20 protein-coding genes are annotated in these 21278 nt (G+C 61.1%); 3 read left to right on the forward strand and 17 right to left on the reverse strand.

Going from position 1 to position 21278, the window contains the following annotated elements:
• Window positions 1–13: 13 nt before the first annotated feature.
• The 9 genes from mltG to BFN10_RS16115 all read right to left on the reverse strand — a co-directional run bounded on the left by mltG (window position 14) and on the right by BFN10_RS16115 (window position 7352).
• Entirely contained in the window at window positions 14–1159 is a 1146-nt protein-coding gene (gene mltG / locus BFN10_RS16075) for an endolytic transglycosylase MltG (protein WP_071490500.1), read from the reverse strand.
• Window position 1160: 1 nt separating this feature from the next.
• Entirely contained in the window at window positions 1161–1976 is an 816-nt protein-coding gene (gene pabC / locus BFN10_RS16080; protein WP_071490501.1) for an aminodeoxychorismate lyase, read from the reverse strand.
• Window positions 1976–3220, reverse strand: coding sequence for a beta-ketoacyl-ACP synthase II (gene fabF / locus BFN10_RS16085; protein ID WP_071490502.1), 1245 nt, complete (start codon window positions 3218–3220; stop codon window positions 1976–1978). Before fabF ends, pabC begins: the two co-directional genes overlap by 1 nt.
• 128 nt (window positions 3221–3348) lie before the next feature.
• Complete coding sequence (gene acpP / locus BFN10_RS16090; RefSeq protein ID WP_003175607.1) at window positions 3349–3585, reverse strand: acyl carrier protein; 237 nt, start codon at window positions 3583–3585, stop codon at window positions 3349–3351.
• Window positions 3586–3776: 191 nt separating this feature from the next.
• Window positions 3777–4520, reverse strand: coding sequence for a 3-oxoacyl-ACP reductase FabG (fabG, locus tag BFN10_RS16095; protein WP_015885432.1), 744 nt, complete (start codon window positions 4518–4520; stop codon window positions 3777–3779).
• 25 nt (window positions 4521–4545) lie between these two features.
• Window positions 4546–5484 (reverse strand): ACP S-malonyltransferase, encoded by a 939-nt coding sequence (gene fabD / locus BFN10_RS16100; RefSeq protein WP_015885433.1) that lies wholly within the window; start codon window positions 5482–5484, stop codon window positions 4546–4548.
• A gap of 126 nt (window positions 5485–5610) precedes the next feature.
• Window positions 5611–6621, reverse strand: a complete 1011-nt coding sequence (plsX, locus tag BFN10_RS16105; protein ID WP_083351496.1) for a phosphate acyltransferase PlsX — start codon at window positions 6619–6621, stop codon at window positions 5611–5613.
• A 4-nt stretch (window positions 6622–6625) separates the two neighbouring features.
• Window positions 6626–6808, reverse strand: coding sequence for a 50S ribosomal protein L32 (gene rpmF / locus BFN10_RS16110; protein ID WP_003179396.1), 183 nt, complete (start codon window positions 6806–6808; stop codon window positions 6626–6628).
• A gap of 13 nt (window positions 6809–6821) precedes the next feature.
• On the reverse strand, window positions 6822–7352 hold the full coding sequence (locus BFN10_RS16115) for a YceD family protein (protein WP_010566563.1): 531 nt from the start codon (window positions 7350–7352) through the stop codon (window positions 6822–6824).
• 105 nt (window positions 7353–7457) lie between these two features.
• On the opposite strand from BFN10_RS16115, the gene BFN10_RS16120 reads away from it, so the two are divergent.
• Window positions 7458–8036, forward strand: a complete 579-nt coding sequence (locus BFN10_RS16120; RefSeq protein WP_071490504.1) for a Maf family protein — start codon at window positions 7458–7460, stop codon at window positions 8034–8036.
• A 130-nt stretch (window positions 8037–8166) separates the two neighbouring features.
• Here the strand turns inward: BFN10_RS16120 and BFN10_RS16125 are convergent, their stop codons facing one another.
• From BFN10_RS16125 to rluC, 3 genes are read right to left on the reverse strand one after another with little or no spacing between them, the layout of a single operon-like run.
• Window positions 8167–9150 carry a S49 family peptidase gene (locus BFN10_RS16125; protein WP_071490505.1) on the reverse strand — a complete coding sequence of 328 codons (984 nt, stop codon included), beginning with the start codon at window positions 9148–9150 and terminating at the stop codon, window positions 8167–8169.
• A 21-nt stretch (window positions 9151–9171) separates the two neighbouring features.
• Entirely contained in the window at window positions 9172–9834 is a 663-nt protein-coding gene (locus BFN10_RS16130) for an HAD-IA family hydrolase (RefSeq protein ID WP_071490506.1), read from the reverse strand.
• On the reverse strand, window positions 9821–10780 hold the full coding sequence (gene rluC / locus BFN10_RS16135; protein ID WP_071490507.1) for a 23S rRNA pseudouridine(955/2504/2580) synthase RluC: 960 nt from the start codon (window positions 10778–10780) through the stop codon (window positions 9821–9823). The genes BFN10_RS16130 and rluC overlap by 14 nt, the downstream gene beginning before the upstream one ends.
• Before the next feature lie 759 nt (window positions 10781–11539).
• Between rluC and rne the strand changes: the two genes are divergently transcribed.
• Entirely contained in the window at window positions 11540–14695 is a 3156-nt protein-coding gene (gene rne, locus BFN10_RS16140; protein WP_197678253.1) for a ribonuclease E, read from the forward strand.
• Window positions 14696–14758: 63 nt separating this feature from the next.
• Here the strand turns inward: rne and BFN10_RS16145 are convergent, their stop codons facing one another.
• The 3 genes from BFN10_RS16145 to BFN10_RS16155 form a co-directional block, all read right to left on the reverse strand.
• Entirely contained in the window at window positions 14759–15343 is a 585-nt protein-coding gene (locus BFN10_RS16145; protein ID WP_071490509.1) for a nucleotidyltransferase family protein, read from the reverse strand.
• Complete coding sequence (locus BFN10_RS16150; protein ID WP_071490510.1) at window positions 15340–16326, reverse strand: XdhC family protein; 987 nt, start codon at window positions 16324–16326, stop codon at window positions 15340–15342. The genes BFN10_RS16145 and BFN10_RS16150 overlap by 4 nt, the downstream gene beginning before the upstream one ends.
• Before the next feature lie 140 nt (window positions 16327–16466).
• Window positions 16467–17798 carry a dicarboxylate/amino acid:cation symporter gene (locus BFN10_RS16155; protein WP_071490511.1) on the reverse strand — a complete coding sequence of 444 codons (1332 nt, stop codon included), beginning with the start codon at window positions 17796–17798 and terminating at the stop codon, window positions 16467–16469.
• Window positions 17799–18136: 338 nt separating this feature from the next.
• Between BFN10_RS16155 and BFN10_RS16160 the strand changes: the two genes are divergently transcribed.
• Window positions 18137–19135, forward strand: a complete 999-nt coding sequence (locus tag BFN10_RS16160; RefSeq protein WP_071490512.1) for an AraC family transcriptional regulator — start codon at window positions 18137–18139, stop codon at window positions 19133–19135.
• A gap of 118 nt (window positions 19136–19253) precedes the next feature.
• Here BFN10_RS16160 and BFN10_RS16165 read toward each other — a convergent pair whose 3' ends face one another.
• Together BFN10_RS16165 and BFN10_RS16170 are read right to left on the reverse strand one after the other, a co-directional pair.
• A complete protein-coding gene (locus BFN10_RS16165) occupies window positions 19254–20600 on the reverse strand; it encodes an ATP-binding protein (protein ID WP_071490513.1) in 1347 nt (448 codons plus the stop codon).
• Window positions 20597–21274, reverse strand: a complete 678-nt coding sequence (locus BFN10_RS16170; protein WP_058427484.1) for a response regulator — start codon at window positions 21272–21274, stop codon at window positions 20597–20599. The genes BFN10_RS16165 and BFN10_RS16170 overlap by 4 nt, the downstream gene beginning before the upstream one ends.
• Window positions 21275–21278 lie beyond the last annotated feature (4 nt).

The following is a 21278-nucleotide window of genomic DNA, read 5'->3' on the forward strand; positions in this document are numbered from 1 at the left end:
TCCTTAGTCAGAATTATTGCGGGCTTTGCGGCGCGGTAGCGTCCGGAGCAGGGTCGGCCGGCTTTTCTACCGGCGCCTCGGCGGGCACATCCGCCGGTGGCGTTGCGTCTTCGGCAGGCTTCACCACCGGCGCCGGGCTGGAGCGGTAATCGGCGCGTCGCTTGAGTTGGAACTCACGCACGGCGGCATTATGCGCATCCAGGTTATCCGAGAAAATGTGGCTGCCATCGCCACGGGCAACGAAATACAGGCTGCTGCCCGGCACCGGGTTTAGCGCGGCATGGATCGCCTCGCGGCCGACCATGGCAATGGGCGTCGGCGGCAGGCCGGCGACCATGTAGGTGTTGTAGGGATTGGCTTCCTTGAGGTGCGCGCGGGTCAACTTGCCGTTGTAGCGTTCACCCAGGCCGTAGATCACCGTCGGGTCGGTCTGCAGCAGCATGCCGACCTTCAGGCGCCGCACAAATACCCCGGCAATCTGCCCACGCTCCTCAGGCACACCCGTCTCTTTCTCCACCAGGGAGGCCATGATCAGCGCTTGGTAAGGGTCTGTGTAAGGCGCGTCGGCAGCGCGCTTGCTCCATTCCTGGGCGAGTACGTCGTCCAGGCGGTTGTAGGCTTTCTTCAGGAATTCGACGTCGGTCATGCCACGCACGAAACGGTAGGTATCGGGGAAGAACCGCCCTTCTGGAAACACGCCAGGGTGACCGAGCTTGTCCATGACGTCGCTGTCGCTCAGGCCCGACAGCGTCTGCACGATCTTTTCATGCTTGGCCAGGGCCGAGCGTACCTGGCGGAAGTTCCAACCTTCGACCAGCGTCAGGCTGTATTGCACCACTTCGCCACGCTGCCACAAGCCGATCAAGCCTTGCGCCGTCATGCCGGGCGTCATGCGGTATTCGCCGCTGTGCAATGGCTGGCCGTCCAGGTTGAAGCGCCAGTACAGGCGCAACCAGAAGGCACCGTCCAGTACGCCGTCAGCTTCCAGGCGATTGAAGGTGCCGGTGGGGGTAGCCCCTGCCGGTACGTCGAGCAATTGCTCCTGGGTCAGCTTCAAGGGCTGCTTCAGGGCAGCGTCGTATTTCCAGGCGCCATAACCCAACAGCAAAGCCGCCGAGAACAGACCGATCAGCAGCAGTACAACCAGTTTTCGTATCAACTCAAATTTCCAATAGCGCGCGAACAATGCCCTGCAGTTTACGGGTGAGCGGGCCAACCGACCAGCTCATCGCAGCGCACTCGCGCACCGGCCAAATGCCATAAACGCTGTTACACACGAAGACTTCGTCGGCTTGCTGCAACTGCTCGACACTGATGTCGGCCACGGCCACCGGGATGCCCAGGGTCTGTGCCTGGGCCAGAATCTCGGCGCGCATCACCCCGGCCACGCCGCAACGCGTCAGATCAGCGGTTAGTAACAAGCCGTTGCACACCAGGAACAGGTTGCTGAACACGCCTTCGATCACGCGACCGGACACATCCAGCATCAAGCCTTCAGCGTGCTTGGTGTCGTGCCACTCGGCGCGGGCGATCACCTGTTCCAGACGGTTGAGGTGCTTGAGACCAGCCAGCAACGGCTGTTCGGCCAAGCGGGTGGCACAGGGAAACAGGCGGATGCCATCGGTTCCATGAGCGCTGGGATAAGTAGCAGGCGGGCTGCCCTGCAAGATACGGCGCACCGGTGCGCCAGGGTTGATGCCATAACCGCGCAGGCTGTCGCCACGGGTCAGGATCAATTTGAGGACACCCTCGCCAAGGGCGGTGGCGTAGGCCAGCACTTCGCTGCGGATCACCATCGGATCCGCAACCAAGGCGAGGCGCCTGCAACCCTCGTCGAGGCGTTGCAGGTGACGGTCGAGCAGCACCGGCTGCCCGGCCTTGACGGCGATGGTCTCGAACAGCCCATCGCCATACGCCAGGCCACGATCTTTCAGGGGCACGCTGTCCGCTGGCTGACCGTCGACCCAGCTGTGCATCACTCGGCGAACCGGCGGAACACCAGGGAACCGTTGGTGCCGCCAAACCCGAACGAGTTGGAGATCGCCACGTCGATCGGCATCGGCTGCGCTTCGTGAGGCACGAAGTTCAGGTCGCAGCCTTCGTCAGGCTCATCCAGGTTGATGGTCGGCGGCGCGACCTGATCCTTGATGGCCATCACACTGAAGATCGCCTCGACCGCGCCCGCCGCACCCAAGAGGTGACCGGTCATGGACTTGGTGGAGCTGACCGCCAGCTTATAGGCGTGCTCACCGAACACCGACTTGATGGCCTCGGCTTCCGCCAGGTCGCCCGTCGGAGTCGAAGTCCCGTGGGCGTTGATGTACTGCACCTGGTCCGCATTCACCTTGGCATCGCGCAGGGCGTTGGTGATGCAACGTGCGGCACCGGCACCGTCGGACGGTGGCGAGGTCATGTGGTAGGCGTCACCGCTCATGCCAAAGCCAATCAGCTCGGCGTAGATGGTGGCACCACGCGCCTTGGCGTGTTCCAACTCTTCCAGCACCAGGGCGCCGGCACCGTCGGACAGCACGAAACCGTCACGGCCTTTGTCCCATGGACGGCTGGCGCGGGTCGGCTCGTCGTTGCGCGTCGACAGCGCACGGGACGCGCCGAAGCCGCCCATGCCGAGGCCGCAGGCCGCCATTTCGGCGCCACCGGCGATCATCACGTCGGCTTCGTCATAGGCGATATTGCGCGCCGCCATGCCAATGCAGTGCGTGCCGGTGGTGCACGCCGTGGCGATGGCGTAGTTAGGTCCCTGTGCGCCCAGGTGGATGGACAGGAAACCGGAAATCATATTGATGATCGAGCCCGGGACGAAGAACGGCGAAATTCGACGGGGGCCGGAATCGTGCAACGTGCGGCTGGTTTCTTCGATATTGGTCAAACCGCCAATACCCGACCCCATGGCCACGCCGATGCGGTCACGGTTGGCATCGGTGACTTCCAGGCCGGCATTACGCACCGCCTGAAAACCGGCTGCCAGGCCGTATTGAATGAACAGGTCGAGTTTGCGGGATTCCTTGATCGAGAGATATTCCTCGACATTGAAACCCTTTACCGAGCCGCCAAAACGGGTGGAATAGGCAGAAAGGTCCGTGTGTTCGATCAGACCAATACCACTGCGGCCAGCCAGAATGCCCTGCCAACTGCTTGGCACATCCGTGCCCAGTGGCGACAACATACCCATACCGGTGACTACGACGCGTCTACGCGACACAGCACTCTCCTTTTTCTAATGACGACACTTTTGCTTCAGCGCGTACTTTTCATCAGGGCTAAAGAAAAAACCGCACGCCGTTACAGCAGTGCGGTTTTTCCCTGACAGCAAGCGACGACTACAAACTATTACGCCTGGTGGCTAGTAACGTAGTCGATAGCAGCTTGAACAGTAGTGATTTTTTCAGCTTCTTCGTCCGGGATTTCGGTCTCGAATTCCTCTTCCAGAGCCATCACCAGCTCAACGGTGTCAAGGGAATCGGCACCCAGGTCTTCTACGAAGGAAGCAGTGTTGACCACTTCTTCTTCTTTAACGCCCAGTTGCTCGGCGACGATTTTCTTGACGCGCTCTTCGATGGTGCTCATACCTTGTTTAACTCCTAATGGACAAATTCAGGCAGCTGGCCAGTGGGTAAGTGTATAGAAAGCCTTTTCAGCTTTTCAACTGAAAGCTTCACCCTGTACCCGGTCGGCCACCTGCCTATAAATTAAGTTGCAGCTTTATAACGGATTTTAGACAGCTCGTATGACATATTTTTGAAGCGATCCGTCACAATTTAACTCATGTACATCCCGCCGTTCACCGGGATTGTAGCCCCAGTCACGTATGCCGCACCGTCGGATGCCAGGAAAGTGACCACATTCGCGATCTCTTGAGCCTGGCCCAGACGGCCCAGCGGAATCTGCGTCAGCAACGCTTCACGCTGTGCTTCCGGCAGTTCGCGGGTCATATCGGTGTCGATGAACCCTGGAGCCACCGAGTTGACCGTAATCGACCGCGAGCCGACTTCACGTGCCAATGCACGGCTGAAACCTTCCAGACCGGCCTTGGCGGCTGCGTAGTTTACTTGGCCTGCGTTGCCCATGGCACCCACTACGGAGCCAATATTGATAATTCGGCCCCAACGCGCCTTGGTCATACCGCGCAAAACGCCCTTGGACAGGCGAAACAGACTGTTCAAGTTGGTGTCGACCACGTCGTACCACTCGTCGTCTTTCATGCGCATCATCAGGTTGTCGCGGGTGATGCCGGCGTTATTCACCAGAATCGCCGGCGCGCCGAACTGTGCGGTGATCTCGGCCAAAACGGCAGCCACGGACTCATCGCTGGTCACGTTCAGTTCCAGGCCGGTGCCTTGCACGCCGTTTTCCTTCAGGGTCGCGGCGATACGCTCGGCGCCCGAGGCGGAAGTAGCGGTGCCGATCACAACGGCGCCCTGACGGCCCAGCTCCAGGGCGATCGCCTGGCCAATGCCACGGCTTGCGCCGGTGACCAGTGCAACTTTACCTTGCAGACTCATGCAGGCTTCTCCTAAGTTCAGGGATTCAGGCCAGTGCCGCGCGAGCGGCAGCAAAGGCGTCAGGGGTATTGAGGTTGGCAGTCGACACGCCGTCGGCGCAGCGCTTGTTCAGGCCGGCCAGGACTTTGCCCGGACCACACTCAACCAGTTCAGTCGCACCATTGGCGGCCAGGGTCTGGACCGATTCAACCCAGCGTACCGGCTTGTAGAGCTGCTCCAGCAGATCGCGCTTGAGGGTTTCGAGGTCGGCAGCCACAGCGGCGCTGACGTTCTGCACCAACGGGATCTGCGGCGCTTGCCAGTTGATGGCGGCGATGGACTCGGCAAAACGCTCGGCCGCCGGGCGCATCAGCTCGCAGTGCGACGGCACGCTCACCGGCAACGGCAACGCACGCTTGGCGCCACGGGCCTTGCAGCCTTCGATGGCACGCTCAACGGCAGCCTTGGCACCGGCGATCACCACCTGGCCCGGGGAATTGAAATTCACTGCACTGACGACTTCGCCCTGGGCCGCTTCGGCGCAGGCTTCGATCACCACGGCGTCGTCCAGGCCCAGGATCGCGGCCATGCCGCCCTGCCCGGCCGGAACGGCTTCTTGCATCAGCTGGCCACGACGCTCGACCAGCTTGACCGCCTCACCCAGGGTCAGGCTGCCCGCGGCAACCAGGGCGCTGTATTCGCCCAGGCTGTGGCCGGCGACGAATGCAGGGCGTGCGCCGCCTTCTGCCAGCCACAGGCGCCACAGGGCGATCGAGGCGGTCAGGATGGCCGGCTGGGTTTTATCGGTTTGATTGAGTTGCTCTTCCGGCCCCTGCTGGGTCAGTGCCCACAGGTCGTAACCCAGGGCGTCGGAAGCTTCCTTGAAGGTGTCCAGGATCAGCGGGTATTGCGCGCCCAGCTCGGCCAACATGCCGAGGGACTGCGAACCCTGCCCTGGAAAGACGAATGCGAGGGATGTAGACATGTAACAAGCCCCTAATGATCTGGTCGTCAAAAATGCGCACTCCTACGGTGGGAGCGCACGAAACTGACAGATTGGATGGTCAATTGAACTGGCCGGTCACATTTAAGCACTCCCGGGCCGATTCGCCTAAGGCAACAGGTCCTCAAGACGGCCGTGCAAGCGTTGCGGCAGGTTTTCCTGGATCTCGATCACTGCCCGAGCGATCGCACTTTGAAAACCCTCGACACCGGCCGAGCCGTGGCTTTTCACCACAATGCCCTGCAACCCCAGAAAACTCGCGCCATTATGCCGCGCCGGAGCCAGGTCAGCCTGCAGGCGGCGCATCAACGGCAGCGCCAGGGCGCCGACAACGCGCGATGCCAGGTTCTGCTTGAACAGCGCCTCGATACGCGTGGCGATCATGGTCGCCAGGCCTTCGCTGGATTTGAGCAGGATATTGCCGACAAACCCGTCACACACCACCACGTCCGCTTCGCCACGGTACAAGCCGTCACCTTCGACAAACCCGACGTAATTCAAACCCCGCGCGCCCTGCAGCAACGTGGCGGCCAGCTTGACCTGCTGGTTGCCCTTGATGTCTTCGGTGCCGATATTCAGCAAGGCAACGCGCGGGCGGGCCACGCCAAGCGCCTCGGCGGCCACCGAGCCCATCACGGCGAACTGGAGCAGATGCTCGGCACTGCAATCGACGTTTGCGCCCAGGTCCAGCAACTGGCAATAGCCTTTTTGCGTCGGAATCGCCGCCACCATAGCCGGTCGATCAATGCCGGGCAGGGTCTTGAGCACAAACCGCGACAACGCCATCAGCGCCCCGGTATTGCCGGCGCTGACACAGGCTTGCACCTTGCCATCACGCAGCAGTTCCAGGGCCACCCGCATCGAAGAGTCAGGCTTGCCACGCAGGGCTGCCGCTGGCTTTTCATCCATGGTGATGGTTTCGCTGGCTGGCGTAATCGTCAGGCGCGCGCGATCCACCGCCGGATGGCTGGCAATCAGTTCTTCAAGTAAGGAGGGTTGGCCGACGAGGGCCAGGTGCAGCGAGGGTGTTGCAGACAGGCTGGCAATGCAGGCCTGAACAATGCTGCGGGGACCGAAGTCCCCGCCCATTGCGTCTATCGCGATGACTAGAGCAGACAAGTGATTACTCGTCAGCGCCCTTGTCGATCACTTTACGGCCACGGTATACGCCTTCTGGCGATACGTGGTGACGCAGGTGAACTTCACCGGTGGTCTTTTCCACGGACAGGGTGCTAGCCTCGAGAGCGTCGTGCGAACGGCGCATGTCACGGGCGGAGCGGGATTTTTTGTTCTGCTGAACAGCCATAATTGATTAACTCCTAAACGTTTGGGTCACGCTTTAACTGCGCCAATACACTGAACGGGTTGGACCGCGTTACCTCGTCCTCGCTCGGTTCGGGCTCGTCATCGAGGCCCGCCGGCTGCTGGCATTCTTCCGGATGATGAGCAGGCACAATGGGCAAGGCGAGCAGAAGCTCCTCCTCGATCAGTGCATGCAGATCCAAAGGATCTTCGCCCAGTTCCAGCACGTCATAACCTTTCGGCAACGACTGGGTATTCGCACCCTCCTTCACCACAGCATAACTGCACTCGCTGTGGATCGGCAGGGTGACCAGCTCAAGACAACGCTGGCAAACCATTTTGACTTCGGTGTCGATAAAACTGTGGATTACCACAGATTTACGTTCATCTCGTTCAAAAACGAATTTGGCCTGCACCGTACCGACAGTGTCGGAAAGCGGGTCGCAGAGTCTCTCCAAATCGGCCAGCAGCAACTCACCTTGAAGGGAAGTGCCACGATCAGCCAATTTGCGCGGGTCAACGTGAGGTGGAATCGGGTCATTCAACATAGGCGCAGCATTATAGGGATGCACCCAGCCATGTCAAAGGAAATTCAGCCCTGTGCGTCAGCCGGTCGCCCCGCTAGAATCCGCTGCCGACCTGAGGAGACGCCCATGCTGCCTTTATTACTCGCATCCAGCTCGGTGTATCGCCGGGAATTGCTGAGCCGCCTGCACCTGCCGTTTATCTGCAGCTCACCGGATATCGATGAAAGTCACCACGAAAATGAATCCGCCGAGGAACTGGTCAAGCGCCTGGCCGAACAGAAAGCCCGCGCCCTTGCCGCCAGCCATCCGGGGTATTTGATTATCGGCTCCGACCAGGTGGCCGCACTCGATGGCCGGATCATCGGCAAGCCGCACACCTTCGAGAATGCCCGCGAGCAACTGCTGACCGCCAGCGGCAAGCGCGTCAGCTTCCTCACTGGGCTGGCGCTGCTGAACAGCGAGACAGGCAGCTGCCAGGTCGACTGCGTGCCTTTTACCGTGCATATGCGCGAACTCGATGCAGAGCGCATCGAGCGCTATTTGCGAGTCGAGCAGCCGTATGACTGTGCGGGAAGCTTCAAGGCCGAGGGGTTGGGCGTGAGCCTGTTTCAAAGTACCGAAGGGTCGGACGCCACCAGCCTCATCGGCCTTCCCCTCATTCGCCTGGTGGATATGCTGCTGGCCGAAGGCGTGCAAATCCCCTGAGAACACCACAAGCAAATGTGGGTGGGGGCTTGCCCCCGATAGCAGAGGATCAGCCAACTAACCCGCAGCTGACCCACCGCAATCGGGGGCGAGCCCCCTCCCACATTTTGATCTATATGTAGCCTGGGGCTCAGCGCAGGCTTGGGCCTTGAAAGCCCATGTAAAAGGCCAGCTTCTCCGCCACACTGGCACCGAGCCGCTTGGAGAAACGATCAAACGGCGATTCCTCAACCGTAAAATCCACCAACTCCTTCTCGCCAATCACATCCCGCGCCACCGAACTGGCACTGCCCAGGCCGTCGATCAAGCCCAGCGGCAACGCCTGCTCGCCGGACCACACCAGGCCGGAGAACAGCTCCGGATGGTCTTTGTCCTTCAGACGATCACCACGCCCCTGTTTCACGCTGGTGATGAATTGGCGATGGGTGGTATCGAGCACACCCTGCCAGAACTGGGTCTCATCGGCCTTTTGCGGCTGGAAGGGATCGAGGAAGGATTTGTGTTCACCCGAAGTGTACGTGCGACGCTCCACCCCGAGCTTCTCCATGGTGCCGACGAAACCATAACCGGCCGCCGTCACGCCAATGGAACCCACCAGACTGGCCTTGTCGGCGTAGATCTGGTCAGCGGCACTGGCAATGTAATAGGCACCCGAGGCGCCCAGGTCGGAAATCACCGCATACAGCTTGGTATCCGGGTGCAGACCACGCAGACGACGGATCTCGTCATACACATAACCCGATTGCACCGGGCTGCCGCCCGGACTGTTGATGCGCAGGATCACACCTTTGACCTTAGGGTCTTCGAACGCGGCGCGCAGACTGCTGACAATGTTGTCGGCACTGGCGGACTCCTTGTCGGCAATCACTCCGCGCACTTCGATCAGGGCAGTGTAATTGGCACCCCGGGTTGCGCTTTTTTCCATGTCCACCAGTGGACTGAACAGCGCCAGCATGCCGATGAGCCAGACAAAGGTCAGCAGCTTGAAGAAAATCCCCCAACGCCGCGCGCGACGCTGCTCCTGAACGCTGGCCAGAAGGGTTTTCTCCAGCAGCTTCCAGATTTTGTCATCACTGCTTTCAGCCTTTTCGGGCGCTTTCCACTCATCACTCATGCCATCAACCCCAGCAAAGACTTATTGGGCCCGGCTGAGCCAGGCCTGCAATTCGGAAAAATGATCAATCGTCAGACGCGGCTCAGATTGCTGCAACGCCTCGGCAGCCTGGGCGCCATAGCTGACCGCCACACTGTCCATGCCCGCATTGCGCGCCATCATCAGGTCGAAGGAGGCATCGCCCACCATCAAGGCCTGGCGTGGCGACACGCCGCAATGGGCCAGGATCTGCTCCAGCATCAGAGGATGAGGCTTGCTGGCAGTTTCATCGGCGGCGCGGGTGATATCGAAATAATCTTCCCAGCCGTGGGCCTTGAGCACCCGATCCAGGCCACGTCGCGCCTTGCCAGTGGCGACTGCCAGGTGATAGCCCTGGGCACGGAATGCCTCCAGGGACTGCACCACACCGTCGAACAGCGGCGAAGGGGTGGCCTCCAATGCAATGTAGTGATCGGCGTAGTGCTCGCGAAACGCGCCCAGTTCGGCGTCGCTGATCTCGGGGTACAAGGTGCGAATCGCCTCAGGCAAGCCGAGGCCGATAATGCCCTTGACCGCCAGATCACTGCACAGCGTATACCCCGAGCGGGTCGACGCAGCGTGCATCGACTCGACAATCCGGCCAATGGAGTCGGCCAGGGTGCCATCCCAATCGAATATCAGCAGTTTGTAGTCAAGGCGCGACACTCAAGCGCTCCACGGTCTTGGCCCACATCTCATCGACCGGTGCCTGCAGCTTCAACTCGCCACCATCTGGCAGCGGCACGGTGAGCATGTAGGCGTGCAGGAACAGGCGCTTGCCGCCCAGATCGCGGATTTCCCTGGAGAAATCTTCGTCGCCGTACTTGGTATCGCCCGCGATGCAGTGACCCGCGTGCAGGGTGTGCACACGAATCTGATGGGTGCGCCCGGTGACCGGCTTGGCCTCGACCATCGTGGCGAAGTCGCCGAAACGGCGCAGCACCTTGAACAGGGTCAGGGCTTCTTTGCCCTCCTCATCCACTTCGACCATGCGCTCGCCGGAGCGCAGGTTGCTCTTCTGCAACGGCGCACGGACGCTCTTGATGGAACTGGCCCAGTTGCCGCGCACCAGCGCCATGTAGCGCTTGTCCACGCCATCGCCGCGCAAGGCGGTGTGCAGGTGGCGCAACATGCTACGTTTCTTGGCGATCATCAGCAGGCCGGACGTGTCGCGGTCCAGACGGTGGACCAGTTCCAGCTCCTTGGCATCCGGGCGCAACTGACGAAAGGCTTCGATCACACCGAAATTCAGGCCGCTGCCACCATGCACCGCAATGCCGCAGGGCTTGTTGATCACAATCAGCTTGCTGTCTTCGAAGACAATCGAGGCTTCCAGGCGCTGCAACAAGCCCTGGGCCAACGGTACAGGCTCGTCACGCTCAGGCACGCGCACCGGTGGCACGCGCACGATATCGCCCGCCTGCAACTTGTACTCGGGCTTGATCCGGCCCTTGTTCACCCGCACTTCACCTTTACGCAAGATGCGGTAAATCAAGGTCTTGGGCACGCCTTTTAGCCTGGCCAGGAGAAAATTGTCGATGCGTTGGCCGGCATATTCCGGCGAGACCTCGAGCAGCTGGACGCTGGGGGTCTGGGGGGCGGTAGTCGTCATGGCGGCGATGATAACAATTTTTTATGGAATTGAAGCACTTAATCATTGCTGCTATAGTCGCGAACGCCGCCAAAAGCGGCCTGGACAGAGGACATGCGGCAAACTGCCGGCCCTGACCATCGCAATTCATCAGGACGCGAGGCCGTCCTACGGGGCTTTCGCCACCCTGGAAGGTTCAAGATTGTAACAAGCGCAGGTGACATGAGGCCTGAAGCGAGTGCAGAAAGCAGGGTGAATACTCGCGTTCTGCGCCGATATTTACGGCCAGTTCACAAAGTGCAGTCAGTCTTGGACCAGACCACGGCGAATGCTTCGGAAACAACGCCTGTTAAGAGCTGAGTGAGAGCGCAACCGCCCACACCTAGTCTTGTTTAGCCATGAGCGTGGACTCCCCATTGGAGAACACGGTAAATGCCAACCCGCTGCGGATTCTGCGCGCGGCAGCACCCGAATTATCAGGGATACGTGTAGGGTGGAGATGCACAACCGTCGGACCGTGTAGCACTAGGCTTATATTTAGACGCTTCATCTCGTCCACAGTCGCCGGTTGATTCCTCCTCCTGACCTTAGCTTTTGTTGAAGTGGTGCCTTTGTCACCACCGCTAACAAGCAGGACGCGTCCGTCGCGGTACCGGCCCAATTGGCCTGTTATTGCTGGACACTGGAGTGGCCAACCACTCTTGACGCACCTGACACCGACCGTGAGAAGTCGTGTGTGCCGAACGCCGTTTCCGGCAGCCCGGAAACCGACGGTACAACATGAAAAGAATGCTGATTAACGCAACTCAACCCGAAGAGTTGCGTGTTGCACTGGTAGATGGCCAACGCCTCTACGACCTGGACATCGAATCCGGTGCACGCGAGCAAAAGAAGGCCAACATCTATAAAGGCCGTATTACTCGCATCGAACCAAGCCTCGAGGCTGCCTTTGTCGATTTCGGCTCCGAGCGCCACGGCTTCCTGCCCCTCAAAGAAATCTCCCGCGAATACTTCAAGAAAGCCCCCGAAGGCCGCGTGAACATCAAGGACGTCCTGAGCGAAGGCCAGGAAGTCATCGTCCAGGTCGAAAAAGAAGAACGTGGCAACAAGGGCGCCGCCCTGACCACCTTCATCAGCCTGGCTGGCCGTTACCTGGTCCTGATGCCGAACAACCCGCGTGCCGGCGGCATTTCCCGTCGCATCGAAGGCGAAGAGCGCAACGAACTGCGTGAAGCGCTGAACGGCCTGATCGCACCGGCCGACATGGGCCTGATCGTGCGCACTGCCGGCCTGGGCCGCAGCAGCGAAGAAATGCAGTGGGACCTCGACTACCTGCTGCAACTCTGGACCGCCATCAAGGAAGCCTCCCTGGATCGTTCCGCGCCGTTCCTGATCTACCAGGAAAGCAACGTGATCATCCGCGCCATCCGCGATTACCTGCGCCAGGACATCGGCGAAGTGCTGATCGACAGCGTTGAAGCCCAGGACGAAGCCCTGACCTTCATCCGCCAGGTGATGCCGCAGTACGCCAGCAAGATCAAGCTGTACGAAGACAGCGTTCCGCTGTTCAACCGTTTCCAGATCGAAAGCCAGATCGAGACCGCCTTCCAGCGCGTGGTCGAACTGCCTTCCGGTGGCTCCATCGTGATCGACCCGACCGAAGCCCTGGTGTCCATCGACATCAACTCGGCGCGTGCGACCAAAGGCAGCGACATCGAAGAAACCGCCCTGCAGACCAACCTGGAAGCGGCCGAAGAAATCGCCCGCCAGCTGCGCCTGCGTGACATCGGCGGCCTGATCGTGATCGACTTCATCGACATGACCCCGGCCAAGAACCAGCGCGCCGTGGAAGAGAAAGTCCGCGAATGCCTGGAAGCTGACCGTGCCCGCGTACAGGTCGGCCGCATCTCGCGCTTCGGCCTGCTGGAAATGTCCCGTCAGCGCCTGCGTCCGTCCCTGGGCGAGAGCAGCGGCATAGTCTGCCCGCGTTGCAACGGCACCGGCATCATCCGTGACGTTGAATCGCTGTCCCTGGCGATCCTGCGCCTGATCGAAGAAGAAGCCCTGAAAGACCGCACCGCCGAAGTCCGCGCACAAGTGCCGATTCCGGTTGCAGCCTTCCTGCTCAACGAAAAACGCAACTCGATCACCAAGATCGAACTGCGCACCCGTGCCCGTATCGTCATCCTGCCGAACGATCACCTCGAAACGCCGCACTTCGAAGTGCAGCGCCTGCGTGATGACAGCCCGGAAGCCCACAGCGGCCAGTCCAGCTACGAAATCGCCGCTGCCGCCGCCGAAGTGGAAGAAGTCCAGCCAGCCGCCGCGACCCGCACCCTGGTTCGCCAGGAAGCCGCCGTGAAAACCGCTCCGGCCCGTGCCAACGCACCGGTTCCGGTTGAAGCTGCCGCTCCGGTTGCCGCTCCGGCCGTAATGCCTGAGCCAAGCCTGTTCAAAGGCCTGGTGAAGTCGCTGGTAAGCCTGTTCGCCACCAAGGAAGAGCCTGCTGCACCGGTTGTGGTTGAGAAACCAGCGACCGAGCGCCCTGCACGCAACGAAGAGCGTCGCAACGGTCGCCAGCAGAGCCGTAACCGCAACGGCCGTCGTGACGAAGAGCGCAAGCCGCGCGAAGAGCGTGCGCCGCGTGAAGAACGCGCCCCACGTGAAGAGCGTGCTCCTCGCGAAGCCCGTGAAGAAACCCCGACCGTAGAACGGGCACCGCGTGAAGAGCGCGCACCGCGTACTCCACGCGCCCCACGCGAAGACCGCAAGCCACGTGGCGAGCGCGAAGAGCGTGTGCGCGAACTGCGCGAGCCGCTGGACGCTGCGCCAGCCGTTGCCGGTGCAGCTGTTGTTGCCGAAGAACGCCCGGCTCGCCAGCCGCGCGAAGAACGTGCGCCACGTGAAGAACGCCAGCCTCGCGCTCCGCGTGAAGAGCGTCAACCACGTGCCGAACAAGCGGCTGCCGCCAGCGAAGAAGAAGTGCTGACCGGCGAAGAGCAACTGCAGGAAGACGGTCAGGAAGGCGCCGAAGGCGATCGTCCACGCCGCCGCTCCCGTGGCCAGCGTCGTCGCAGCAACCGTCGTGAGCGTCAACGCGATGCCAACGGCAACGTGATCGAAGGCTCGGAAGAGACCGGCGAAAACGCAGAAGCCGCTACCAGCGAGCCGACTGGCGCCGAACTGGCTGCCGGCCTGGCCGTTACCGCTGCCGTTGCCAGCTCGGTGATCAGCGCTCCGGCTGAAGCCCAGGCGCACGAGCAGGCTGAGCGCGCTACCGCGACTGTTGAAGAAGCCGTCGTTGTGGAAGTGCCTGCCGCCGAGGCCCCAGTGGTTGAAGCGCCGGTCGTTGAAGCACCTGCTGCCGAAACCCCAGTCGTAGAAGCACCGGTTGTTGAAGCGACTACCCCAATCGAAGCACCGGTTGTTCCGGAAGTGGAAGTTACTCCGGTTCAAGAAGCCCTGCCAGAAGTTGAAGCGGTGGCTGAACAAGTACCGGTAGTCGAGCCTCAACCTGTGGCTGAAGCAGTGATTGAAGCACCGGTTGTCGAAGCGGCCCCGGAAGTTCGTGAAGTTCGTGAAGAACAGACCGCCTTCCAATGGACTGCCGAGCCTGCCGCTTCGGTTGAAGAGCCAGCACCTGCCCCGGCGGTAGAAGAAGCGCCGGCACCGGTTGCCGAAGTTGTGGTTGCCGAGCCAGCCCCAGTGGTCGAGCCTGCTCCGGTCGTTGAACCAGCGCCAGTGGTTGAAACGCCGGCGGCTGCCGAAGTGGCTGCCCCCGTAGTTGAAGCTGCACCGGTCAGCGCCCTGACCGAAAACGGCCGTGCGCCGAACGACCCACGTGAAGTGCGTCGTCGTCGCAAGGAAGCTGAAGCCGCTGCCGCTGCTGCTGCCGCGGCACAGGAAGCAGAACACGAGAGCAAACCTCTCGCCTGATTCCCGCAGCCACTGAAAAGCCCCGCCTGAGTGATCAGGCGGGGCTTTTTTATGTTCGTCCGGCTAGAGGTAATGCAACAACGCAGGCACGTCCACATCCCATGACACACCAGGGTCATCTACCGCCACCTCACACACCGCCGCCTGGGCAAACAACGGCTTGGCTCCACGATCACCGGTCAAAGCCATCAACCCGGGCCCAAATGCCCGGCCAAATGCCACAGGATGCCCGTACTGCCCGTCCTGCACCGGCACACTGATGCCACCCTCCTCCACCCCCGCAATCACTCGCTCAATGCTCGATGACTGAATAAACGGCATATCCCCCAGCACCACCAGCCAGCCATTCGCCGAAGCACTGGCTGCAACCGCAGCGGCAATACTGTCGCCCATGCCGGCCGAGCGCAGCAGCAACACCTTGCAACCGTAGATCTCTGCCAAGCGAATTACTTCGGGACGATCGGCTGAAGTCACCACCCAACGATCAGCCACGGCACTCGGCAGATTCTTCAGCACCTGCTCGATCACTGGCCGAACTACGCCATCCAGGCCCACACAATCAGCCAGCAACTTGTCCTGGTCAGCCCCTGCCTCGGCGCGGAAACGGCTGCCCTGCCCCGCCGCCAGCACAATCGCGGTGATGCTCACTCAACCACCACCGGTAACGGCTTCTTCTGCATCGGCGCCACACCATTCTTGATCGCAACAATTTCCGCCATCAACGACAACGCGATTTCCGCCGGTGTATGACTGCCGATATGCAAACCGATCGGCCCATGCAGACGCGCAATCGCTTCCGTCGACAAGCCCAGCGCCGCGAGGTTTTCCCGGCGTTTCTGGCTGTTGACCCGTGAACCGAGGGCACCAATGTAGAACGCCGAGGAATTCAGTGCCGTCAGCAGCGCCATGTCATCCAGGCGCGGATCATGGGTGAGGCAGACAATGGCCGTGCGCTCGTCGGTCTGGATATTCAGCACCGCCTCATCGGGCATACCCGGCACGAAGCGACCGTGCTGGTCTTCCCAGCCATAGACAAACTCATCGCGCGGGTCGCAGATCAGTACTTCGAAATCCAGCAGGCGCGCCATTTCCGCCACATACCGCGACAACTGCCCGGCACCGATCAACAGCAGGCGCCAGCGTGGGCCATAGATGGCTCGCAGGCGTTCACCGTCGAAGGTGACGACGTCGGTCTTGCTCGCGCCACTCAACGTCACCTTGCCAGTGGCCAGGTCCAACTCCCGGGCGACGATCTGATGAGCCTCGCACCGTGCCAGCAGCTCAGCCACCCATTCCCACTCGTCTACCCGCTCCTCGGTCAGGCGCAAGGTGCCGCCGCACGGCAGGCCAAAACGCGCCGCTTCATCGCGGGTAACGCCGTAGGTCACCAACTGCACCGGCGGCCCGTCTTCAGGCAGCCGGCCGTCCTGCAGGCGTGCAATCAAGTCATCCTCGATGCACCCGCCCGATACCGAGCCGATCACTACCCCATCGCCCCGCAACGCCAGCATGGCGCCCGGCGGGCGCGGCGCGCTGCCCCAGGTCTGGACCACGCTGTACAACACCACTCGCTGTCCGGCACGGCGCCATTCGAGCACGCTGCGCAGGACATTCAGATCCACACTGTCCACATAACCTCCTGCAAGCGTTACAACCGAGACATTCACTGTAAAACAAAAGTTGCCGAAGTGACGCGCCAGAAACGCAAACGCCCCGAACCAGTCGGGGCGTTTGTGCGTTGCTGTCGGCGTTAGTTCACGCCATCGGCGATTTACTTGACCACAGGTGCAGGGCCTTCGGCCACGCCCAGGTCATCCAGCTCACGGGTTTCCGAGATGCCGGTACCGCCGGACGCCAGCTCGCTTTGCAGCTTGTCGGTGTCCAGTTCCTTGACCCACTTGGCTACAACGATGGTGGCAACGGCGTTACCCACCAGGTTGGTCAGCGCACGGGCTTCGGACATGAAGCGGTCGATACCCAGGATCAGCGCCAGGCCGGCAACCGGCAGGTGACCTACGGCCGACAGGGTGGCCGCCAGTACGATGAAGCCCGAACCGGTCACGCCTGCAGCGCCTTTGGAGGACAGCAGCAGCACCAGCAGCAGAGTGATCTGGTGGGTGATGTCCATGTGAGTGTCAGTCGCCTGGGCGATGAACACGGCCGCCATGGTCAGGTAGATCGACGTACCGTCGAGGTTGAACGAGTAGCCAGTCGGGATGACCAGGCCTACTACGGACTTCTTGGCGCCCAGACGCTCCATCTTGATCAGCATGCGTGGCAGTGCGGACTCGGAAGACGAAGTACCCAGAACGATCAGCAGCTCTTCACGGATGTAGCGAACCAGTTTCAACACGCTGAAACCGTGAGCGCGGCAGATACCACCCAGCACCACCAGCACGAACAGCAGGCAGGTGATGTAGAAGCAGATCATCAACTGGCCCAGTTGCACCAGCGAACCCACACCGTAGGCACCGATGGTGAACGCCATGGCGCCCAGGGCACCGATTGGCGCGAGCTTCATGATCATGTTGATGATGTTGAACATCACGTGGGCGAAGCGATCGATGAAATCCAGTACCGGCTTGCCGTAGGCACCCAGGCGGTGCAGGGCGAAACCGAAGATCACCGAGAACATCAGCACTTGCAGGATGTCGCCGTTGGCGAACGCGCCGACGATAGTGTTAGGGATCACATTGAGGATAAAGCCGACGATGCTCTGGTCCTTACCGGCAGTGACGTAGGCTGCCACTTTGGAAGCGTCCAGGGTGGCGACGTCGATGTGCATGCCGTTGCCCGGTTGCACCACGTTCACCACGATCAGGCCGATCAGCAGCGCGATGGTGGAAACGATCTCGAAGTACAGCAGTGCATAGCCGCCGGTCTTGCCGACCGATTTCATACTTTGCATGCCAGCGATGCCGCTGACAACGGTGCAGAAGATGATCGGGGCGATGACCATTTTGATCAGTTTGATGAACCCGTCACCCAGTGGCTTGAGGGCCACACCGGTCTGTGGGTAGAAGTGACCGAGCAAAATACCGATAACGATTGCAACGATCACCTGGAAGTACAGGGATTTGTAGATAGGCTGACGAGTCGTCATTGCAAAGTTCCTCAATCGTCCCGTGTGGCAAATATCCGCCATTGCCCACGACACTTGAATTGCGAACCCTCCTGCACTGGAGGGATTTGTTGTTTGCGAGGTCTGTAGGTGCAGCCTGCGCTGTCATCCTTATCGCAAACGCCGTGCCACTTTGCTGAAAAACCCTGAAGGCCTTTAGACATCAGGGTTTTGGCTTTACAAGTGCCCTCCCAGGCACCGAATCGAGTGGCGGATTTCCGCCCACCAACCTGATCCCGTCCTACAATTTGGCGGATATCCGCCTTGTGACCCCATCCGAGGGTGGCTACCATCCGCCCGTCCATGGAAGAGGCCTTCGCATGCGTGAACGTACCATCGCCAGCCATTACGCCCGGGCAGCCCTCGGCGGTGCGCGTCGGGTCGGTTACGACTACTCGGGCCTGCTGCTGCAAGCAGGTATCACCCCGGAACTGCTGACCGAACCCCGCGCCCGCATCGCGCCGGAACAATTTACCCGGTTGCTGCAAATGCTCTGGCTGGCGCTGGACGATGAATACCTGGGGTTTGCCGACGGCCCCAGCAAACGCGGCACCTTTGCCATGATGTGCCACGCATTGATCCACTGCCGCACCCTTGAGAAAGCCCTGGAACGCGGCTTATTGTTTTATAGCCTATTCCCGCAGGGACCACGCTGGCAGCTGACACGTGAAGGCGAAATGGCCCGTTTGAGCCTGGACGACTCGCAATTGTGGGACCCGGATCACTTCCTCAGCGAATGCCTGCTGGTGATCTGGCATCGACTCGGCAGTTGGCTGATCGGCCAACGCATCCGCCTGCACCAGGCCACCTTCAGCTACCCGATGCCGGCTCACGCCAGCGAATATGACCTGCTGTTTCCCTGCACCCAGGTATTCGGCGCACCGAACAGCAGCCTGGTATTTCACGGCCGCTACCTGAGCCTGCCGCTGTTGCAGGACGAACGCACGCTCAAGCACTTCCTCGAGCGCTCCCCCGCTGACCTGTTGTCACGGCCGGATGAAGGCGACAGCTTGAGCAGCCAGCTCCGCCGCTTGCTCAGCGGCGACCGTACACCCTGGCCCGACCTGGAAGCCGTCGCCCAGCAGTTGCACATCAGCCCGCAGACCCTGCGCAGGCATTTGCGCGAAGAAGGCACCAGCTTTCAGGCACTCAAGGATGAGCTGCGGCGGGACATCGCCATCTATCATTTGGGGCGGGCGGATTTGTCGTTGCAGGAGATTGCCGAGCAGTTGGGGTTTTCCGAACCGTCGGCGTTTCATCGGGCGTTCAAGAAGTGGACGGGTTTGACGCCGGGGGCTTACCGAGCCCAAGAGAGCTAAAGATGTAGCGCCTGGACTGACGCTATCGGGGCAAGCCCCCTCCCACATTTTGATGTTTGAACACATTCAAAGGTGGGAGGGGGCTTGCCCCCGATGAGGCCTGTACACCCCATAAAGATCACAAAGCCGGGAAGTGAATCCTGAAGGCGGCGCCACCCAACGGTGAATCGCCCAGGGTCAAACGCGCACCGTAGCTCTCGATGATGTCCTTGACCACCGCCAACCCAATCCCCTGCCCCGGGTGCTGACGGTCCAGCCGTTCACCCCGCTGCAGAATCCTGGCACGCTGATCCGGCGGCACGCCAGGCCCGTCATCCTCAATACACAGCTCGGTGCCTTCCAGGCTTTCCACGAGGCTGATGCGCACTTTGCTCACGCACAGGCGGTAGGCGTTTTCCAGCAGGTTGCCGAGCAGCTCCAACAAGGCGCCTTTCTCGATTGGCACGTCACATTCTTCCGGCAGGTCGAAGGACACACTGACGCGCTTGTCGCGATAGACCTTGCCCAGCGTATCGCACAGGCTTTGCAGTACCGGCTCCAGGCGCACCTGGTGGCGCACCAGGCCGCTTTTGCGCAGGCTGGCGCGCTGCAACTGGTAGCTGATCTGCTGGCTCATGCGCTCGATCTGCGATTGCAGCACCCGGGCCTGCTCGCGATCTTCCGGACGCTGGGCCATTTCTTCGCTCACTCCCTGCAACACCGCGAGCGGGGTTTTCAGGCTGTGGGCCAAATCGTCGAGGGAATCGCGGTAGCGCGCACGTTGCTCACGCTCGCTGTGCAGCAAGCGGTTGAGGGAGCCGGTCAGGCGCAGCAATTCGCGGGGGTGTTGTTCGGAGAGGCTCTCGCGGGTGCCGCCTTCGATCTGGTCGAGCTCCTGACTCAGCCGGCGCAGGGCTTGCAGGCCCCAGGTCAGGCCCAGCCACAGTAAGGTCAACAACACCAGCAAGGCTGCGCCGAAGCCCAGGTAGAGATTTTCGCGCAGGCCTTCCAGGGTCAACTGGTATTCGCGCACCGGTTGCAGGGCCACGATACTGAAGGCGGCGCTCTTGCCGCCCAGCAGCCTGACCTCGACGTCATACACGAAGAATTCCTGGCCGTTGGCCTCGCGAATCCGCGCAAACTCGTTACCGCGCCCGTCGTAGCGCGGCTTGTAGTTGATGTTTTCTTCTTTGGTCGCCCGCGAACGCCACACCAAGTGGCCTTCGCGGTCGTAGATATAGCCGAGCAGGCGGCTGTCAGTGAGGTTGAAGCGTTCGTCGGGCAACTGCGCCGGCATCAGCAGACGGTTGTTTTCGACCCGCGCGGCAGAGATCAAGGTGGTGACGTCCGACGCCAGGCGCTGCTCGATGGAGTCCTGCAACGCCAGGCTGAACGCCCCTTGCATGGCCGGCAACAGGCCGAGCATGAACAGCACGGCCAGGGTGGCGGCCGCCAGCATCAAGCGTACGCGTAGCGAGCGAATCAACGGCAGCGCTCATTGAACAGATAGCCCAGGCCACGCACCGTGTCGATCGGCTTGAACCCGGCCGGGCCTTCCAGCTTGCGACGCAGGCGACCGACCAGCACCTCGATGACATTCGGATCACGCTCGTCGTCATCGGGGTAGAGCTGTTCCATCAAGCGGTCTTTGGCGACCACTTGTTGGTGATGGCGCATCAGGTATTCAAGGATCCGATATTCGTAGGCGGTCAACGCCAGCGGCTGCTCTTCGAGCGACGCCTGCTTGCGATTGAGGTCCAGCAACAAGGGACCAGCAACAATGGTCGACTGGGTAAAGCCACTGGATCGGCGCAGCAAAGCGTTCATCCGCGCCTCCAGCTCTTCGAACTGGAACGGTTTGACCACGTAGTCGTCGGCCCCCGCAGCCAGGCCTTCGACCTTGTCCTGCCAGTTACCGCGGGCGGTGAGGATCAGGATCGGAAAGGTCTTGGCCTGGGTACGCAGTTGGCGGATCAGGTCCAGGCCGCCCATGCCGGGCAGGCCCAGGTCGATAATCGCCAGGTCATGATTGAACTGGCCAGTCTGGTACAGCGCCTCTTCGGCATTGGCCACGGCCTCGACCACATGCCCGCTGTCGGTCAGGCGGGTAAACAGGTGATGACGCAGCAGCGCCTCATCTTCCACCACCAGCAATTTCATAAGG

The sequence above is a fragment of the Pseudomonas extremorientalis genome, assembly GCF_001870465.1.
GTDB classification, from domain to species: Bacteria; Pseudomonadota; Gammaproteobacteria; order Pseudomonadales; family Pseudomonadaceae; genus Aquipseudomonas; species Aquipseudomonas extremorientalis.

What these genes read in the sequence shown, in the direction of transcription:
- pabC (WP_071490501.1), bottom strand. Translation starts at nt 1,976, where the DNA reads ATGCACAGCTGGGTCGACGGTCAGCCAGCGGACAGCGTGCCCCTGAAA.
- acpP (WP_003175607.1), bottom strand. Translation starts at nt 3,585, where the DNA reads ATGAGCACCATCGAAGAGCGCGTCAAGAAAATCGTCGCCGAGCAACTG.
- fabG (WP_015885432.1), bottom strand. Translation starts at nt 4,520, where the DNA reads ATGAGTCTGCAAGGTAAAGTTGCACTGGTCACCGGCGCAAGCCGTGGC.
- fabD (WP_015885433.1), bottom strand. Translation starts at nt 5,484, where the DNA reads ATGTCTACATCCCTCGCATTCGTCTTTCCAGGGCAGGGTTCGCAGTCC.
- rpmF (WP_003179396.1), bottom strand. Translation starts at nt 6,808, where the DNA reads ATGGCTGTTCAGCAGAACAAAAAATCCCGCTCCGCCCGTGACATGCGC.
- BFN10_RS16115 (WP_010566563.1), bottom strand. Translation starts at nt 7,352, where the DNA reads ATGTTGAATGACCCGATTCCACCTCACGTTGACCCGCGCAAATTGGCT.
- BFN10_RS16120 (WP_071490504.1), top strand. Translation starts at nt 7,458, where the DNA reads ATGCTGCCTTTATTACTCGCATCCAGCTCGGTGTATCGCCGGGAATTG.
- BFN10_RS16125 (WP_071490505.1), bottom strand. Translation starts at nt 9,150, where the DNA reads ATGAGTGATGAGTGGAAAGCGCCCGAAAAGGCTGAAAGCAGTGATGAC.
- rluC (WP_071490507.1), bottom strand. Translation starts at nt 10,780, where the DNA reads ATGACGACTACCGCCCCCCAGACCCCCAGCGTCCAGCTGCTCGAGGTC.
- rne (WP_197678253.1), top strand. Translation starts at nt 11,540, where the DNA reads ATGAAAAGAATGCTGATTAACGCAACTCAACCCGAAGAGTTGCGTGTT.
- BFN10_RS16155 (WP_071490511.1), bottom strand. Translation starts at nt 17,798, where the DNA reads ATGACGACTCGTCAGCCTATCTACAAATCCCTGTACTTCCAGGTGATC.
- BFN10_RS16160 (WP_071490512.1), top strand. Translation starts at nt 18,137, where the DNA reads ATGCGTGAACGTACCATCGCCAGCCATTACGCCCGGGCAGCCCTCGGC.
- BFN10_RS16170 (WP_058427484.1), bottom strand. Translation starts at nt 21,274, where the DNA reads ATGAAATTGCTGGTGGTGGAAGATGAGGCGCTGCTGCGTCATCACCTG.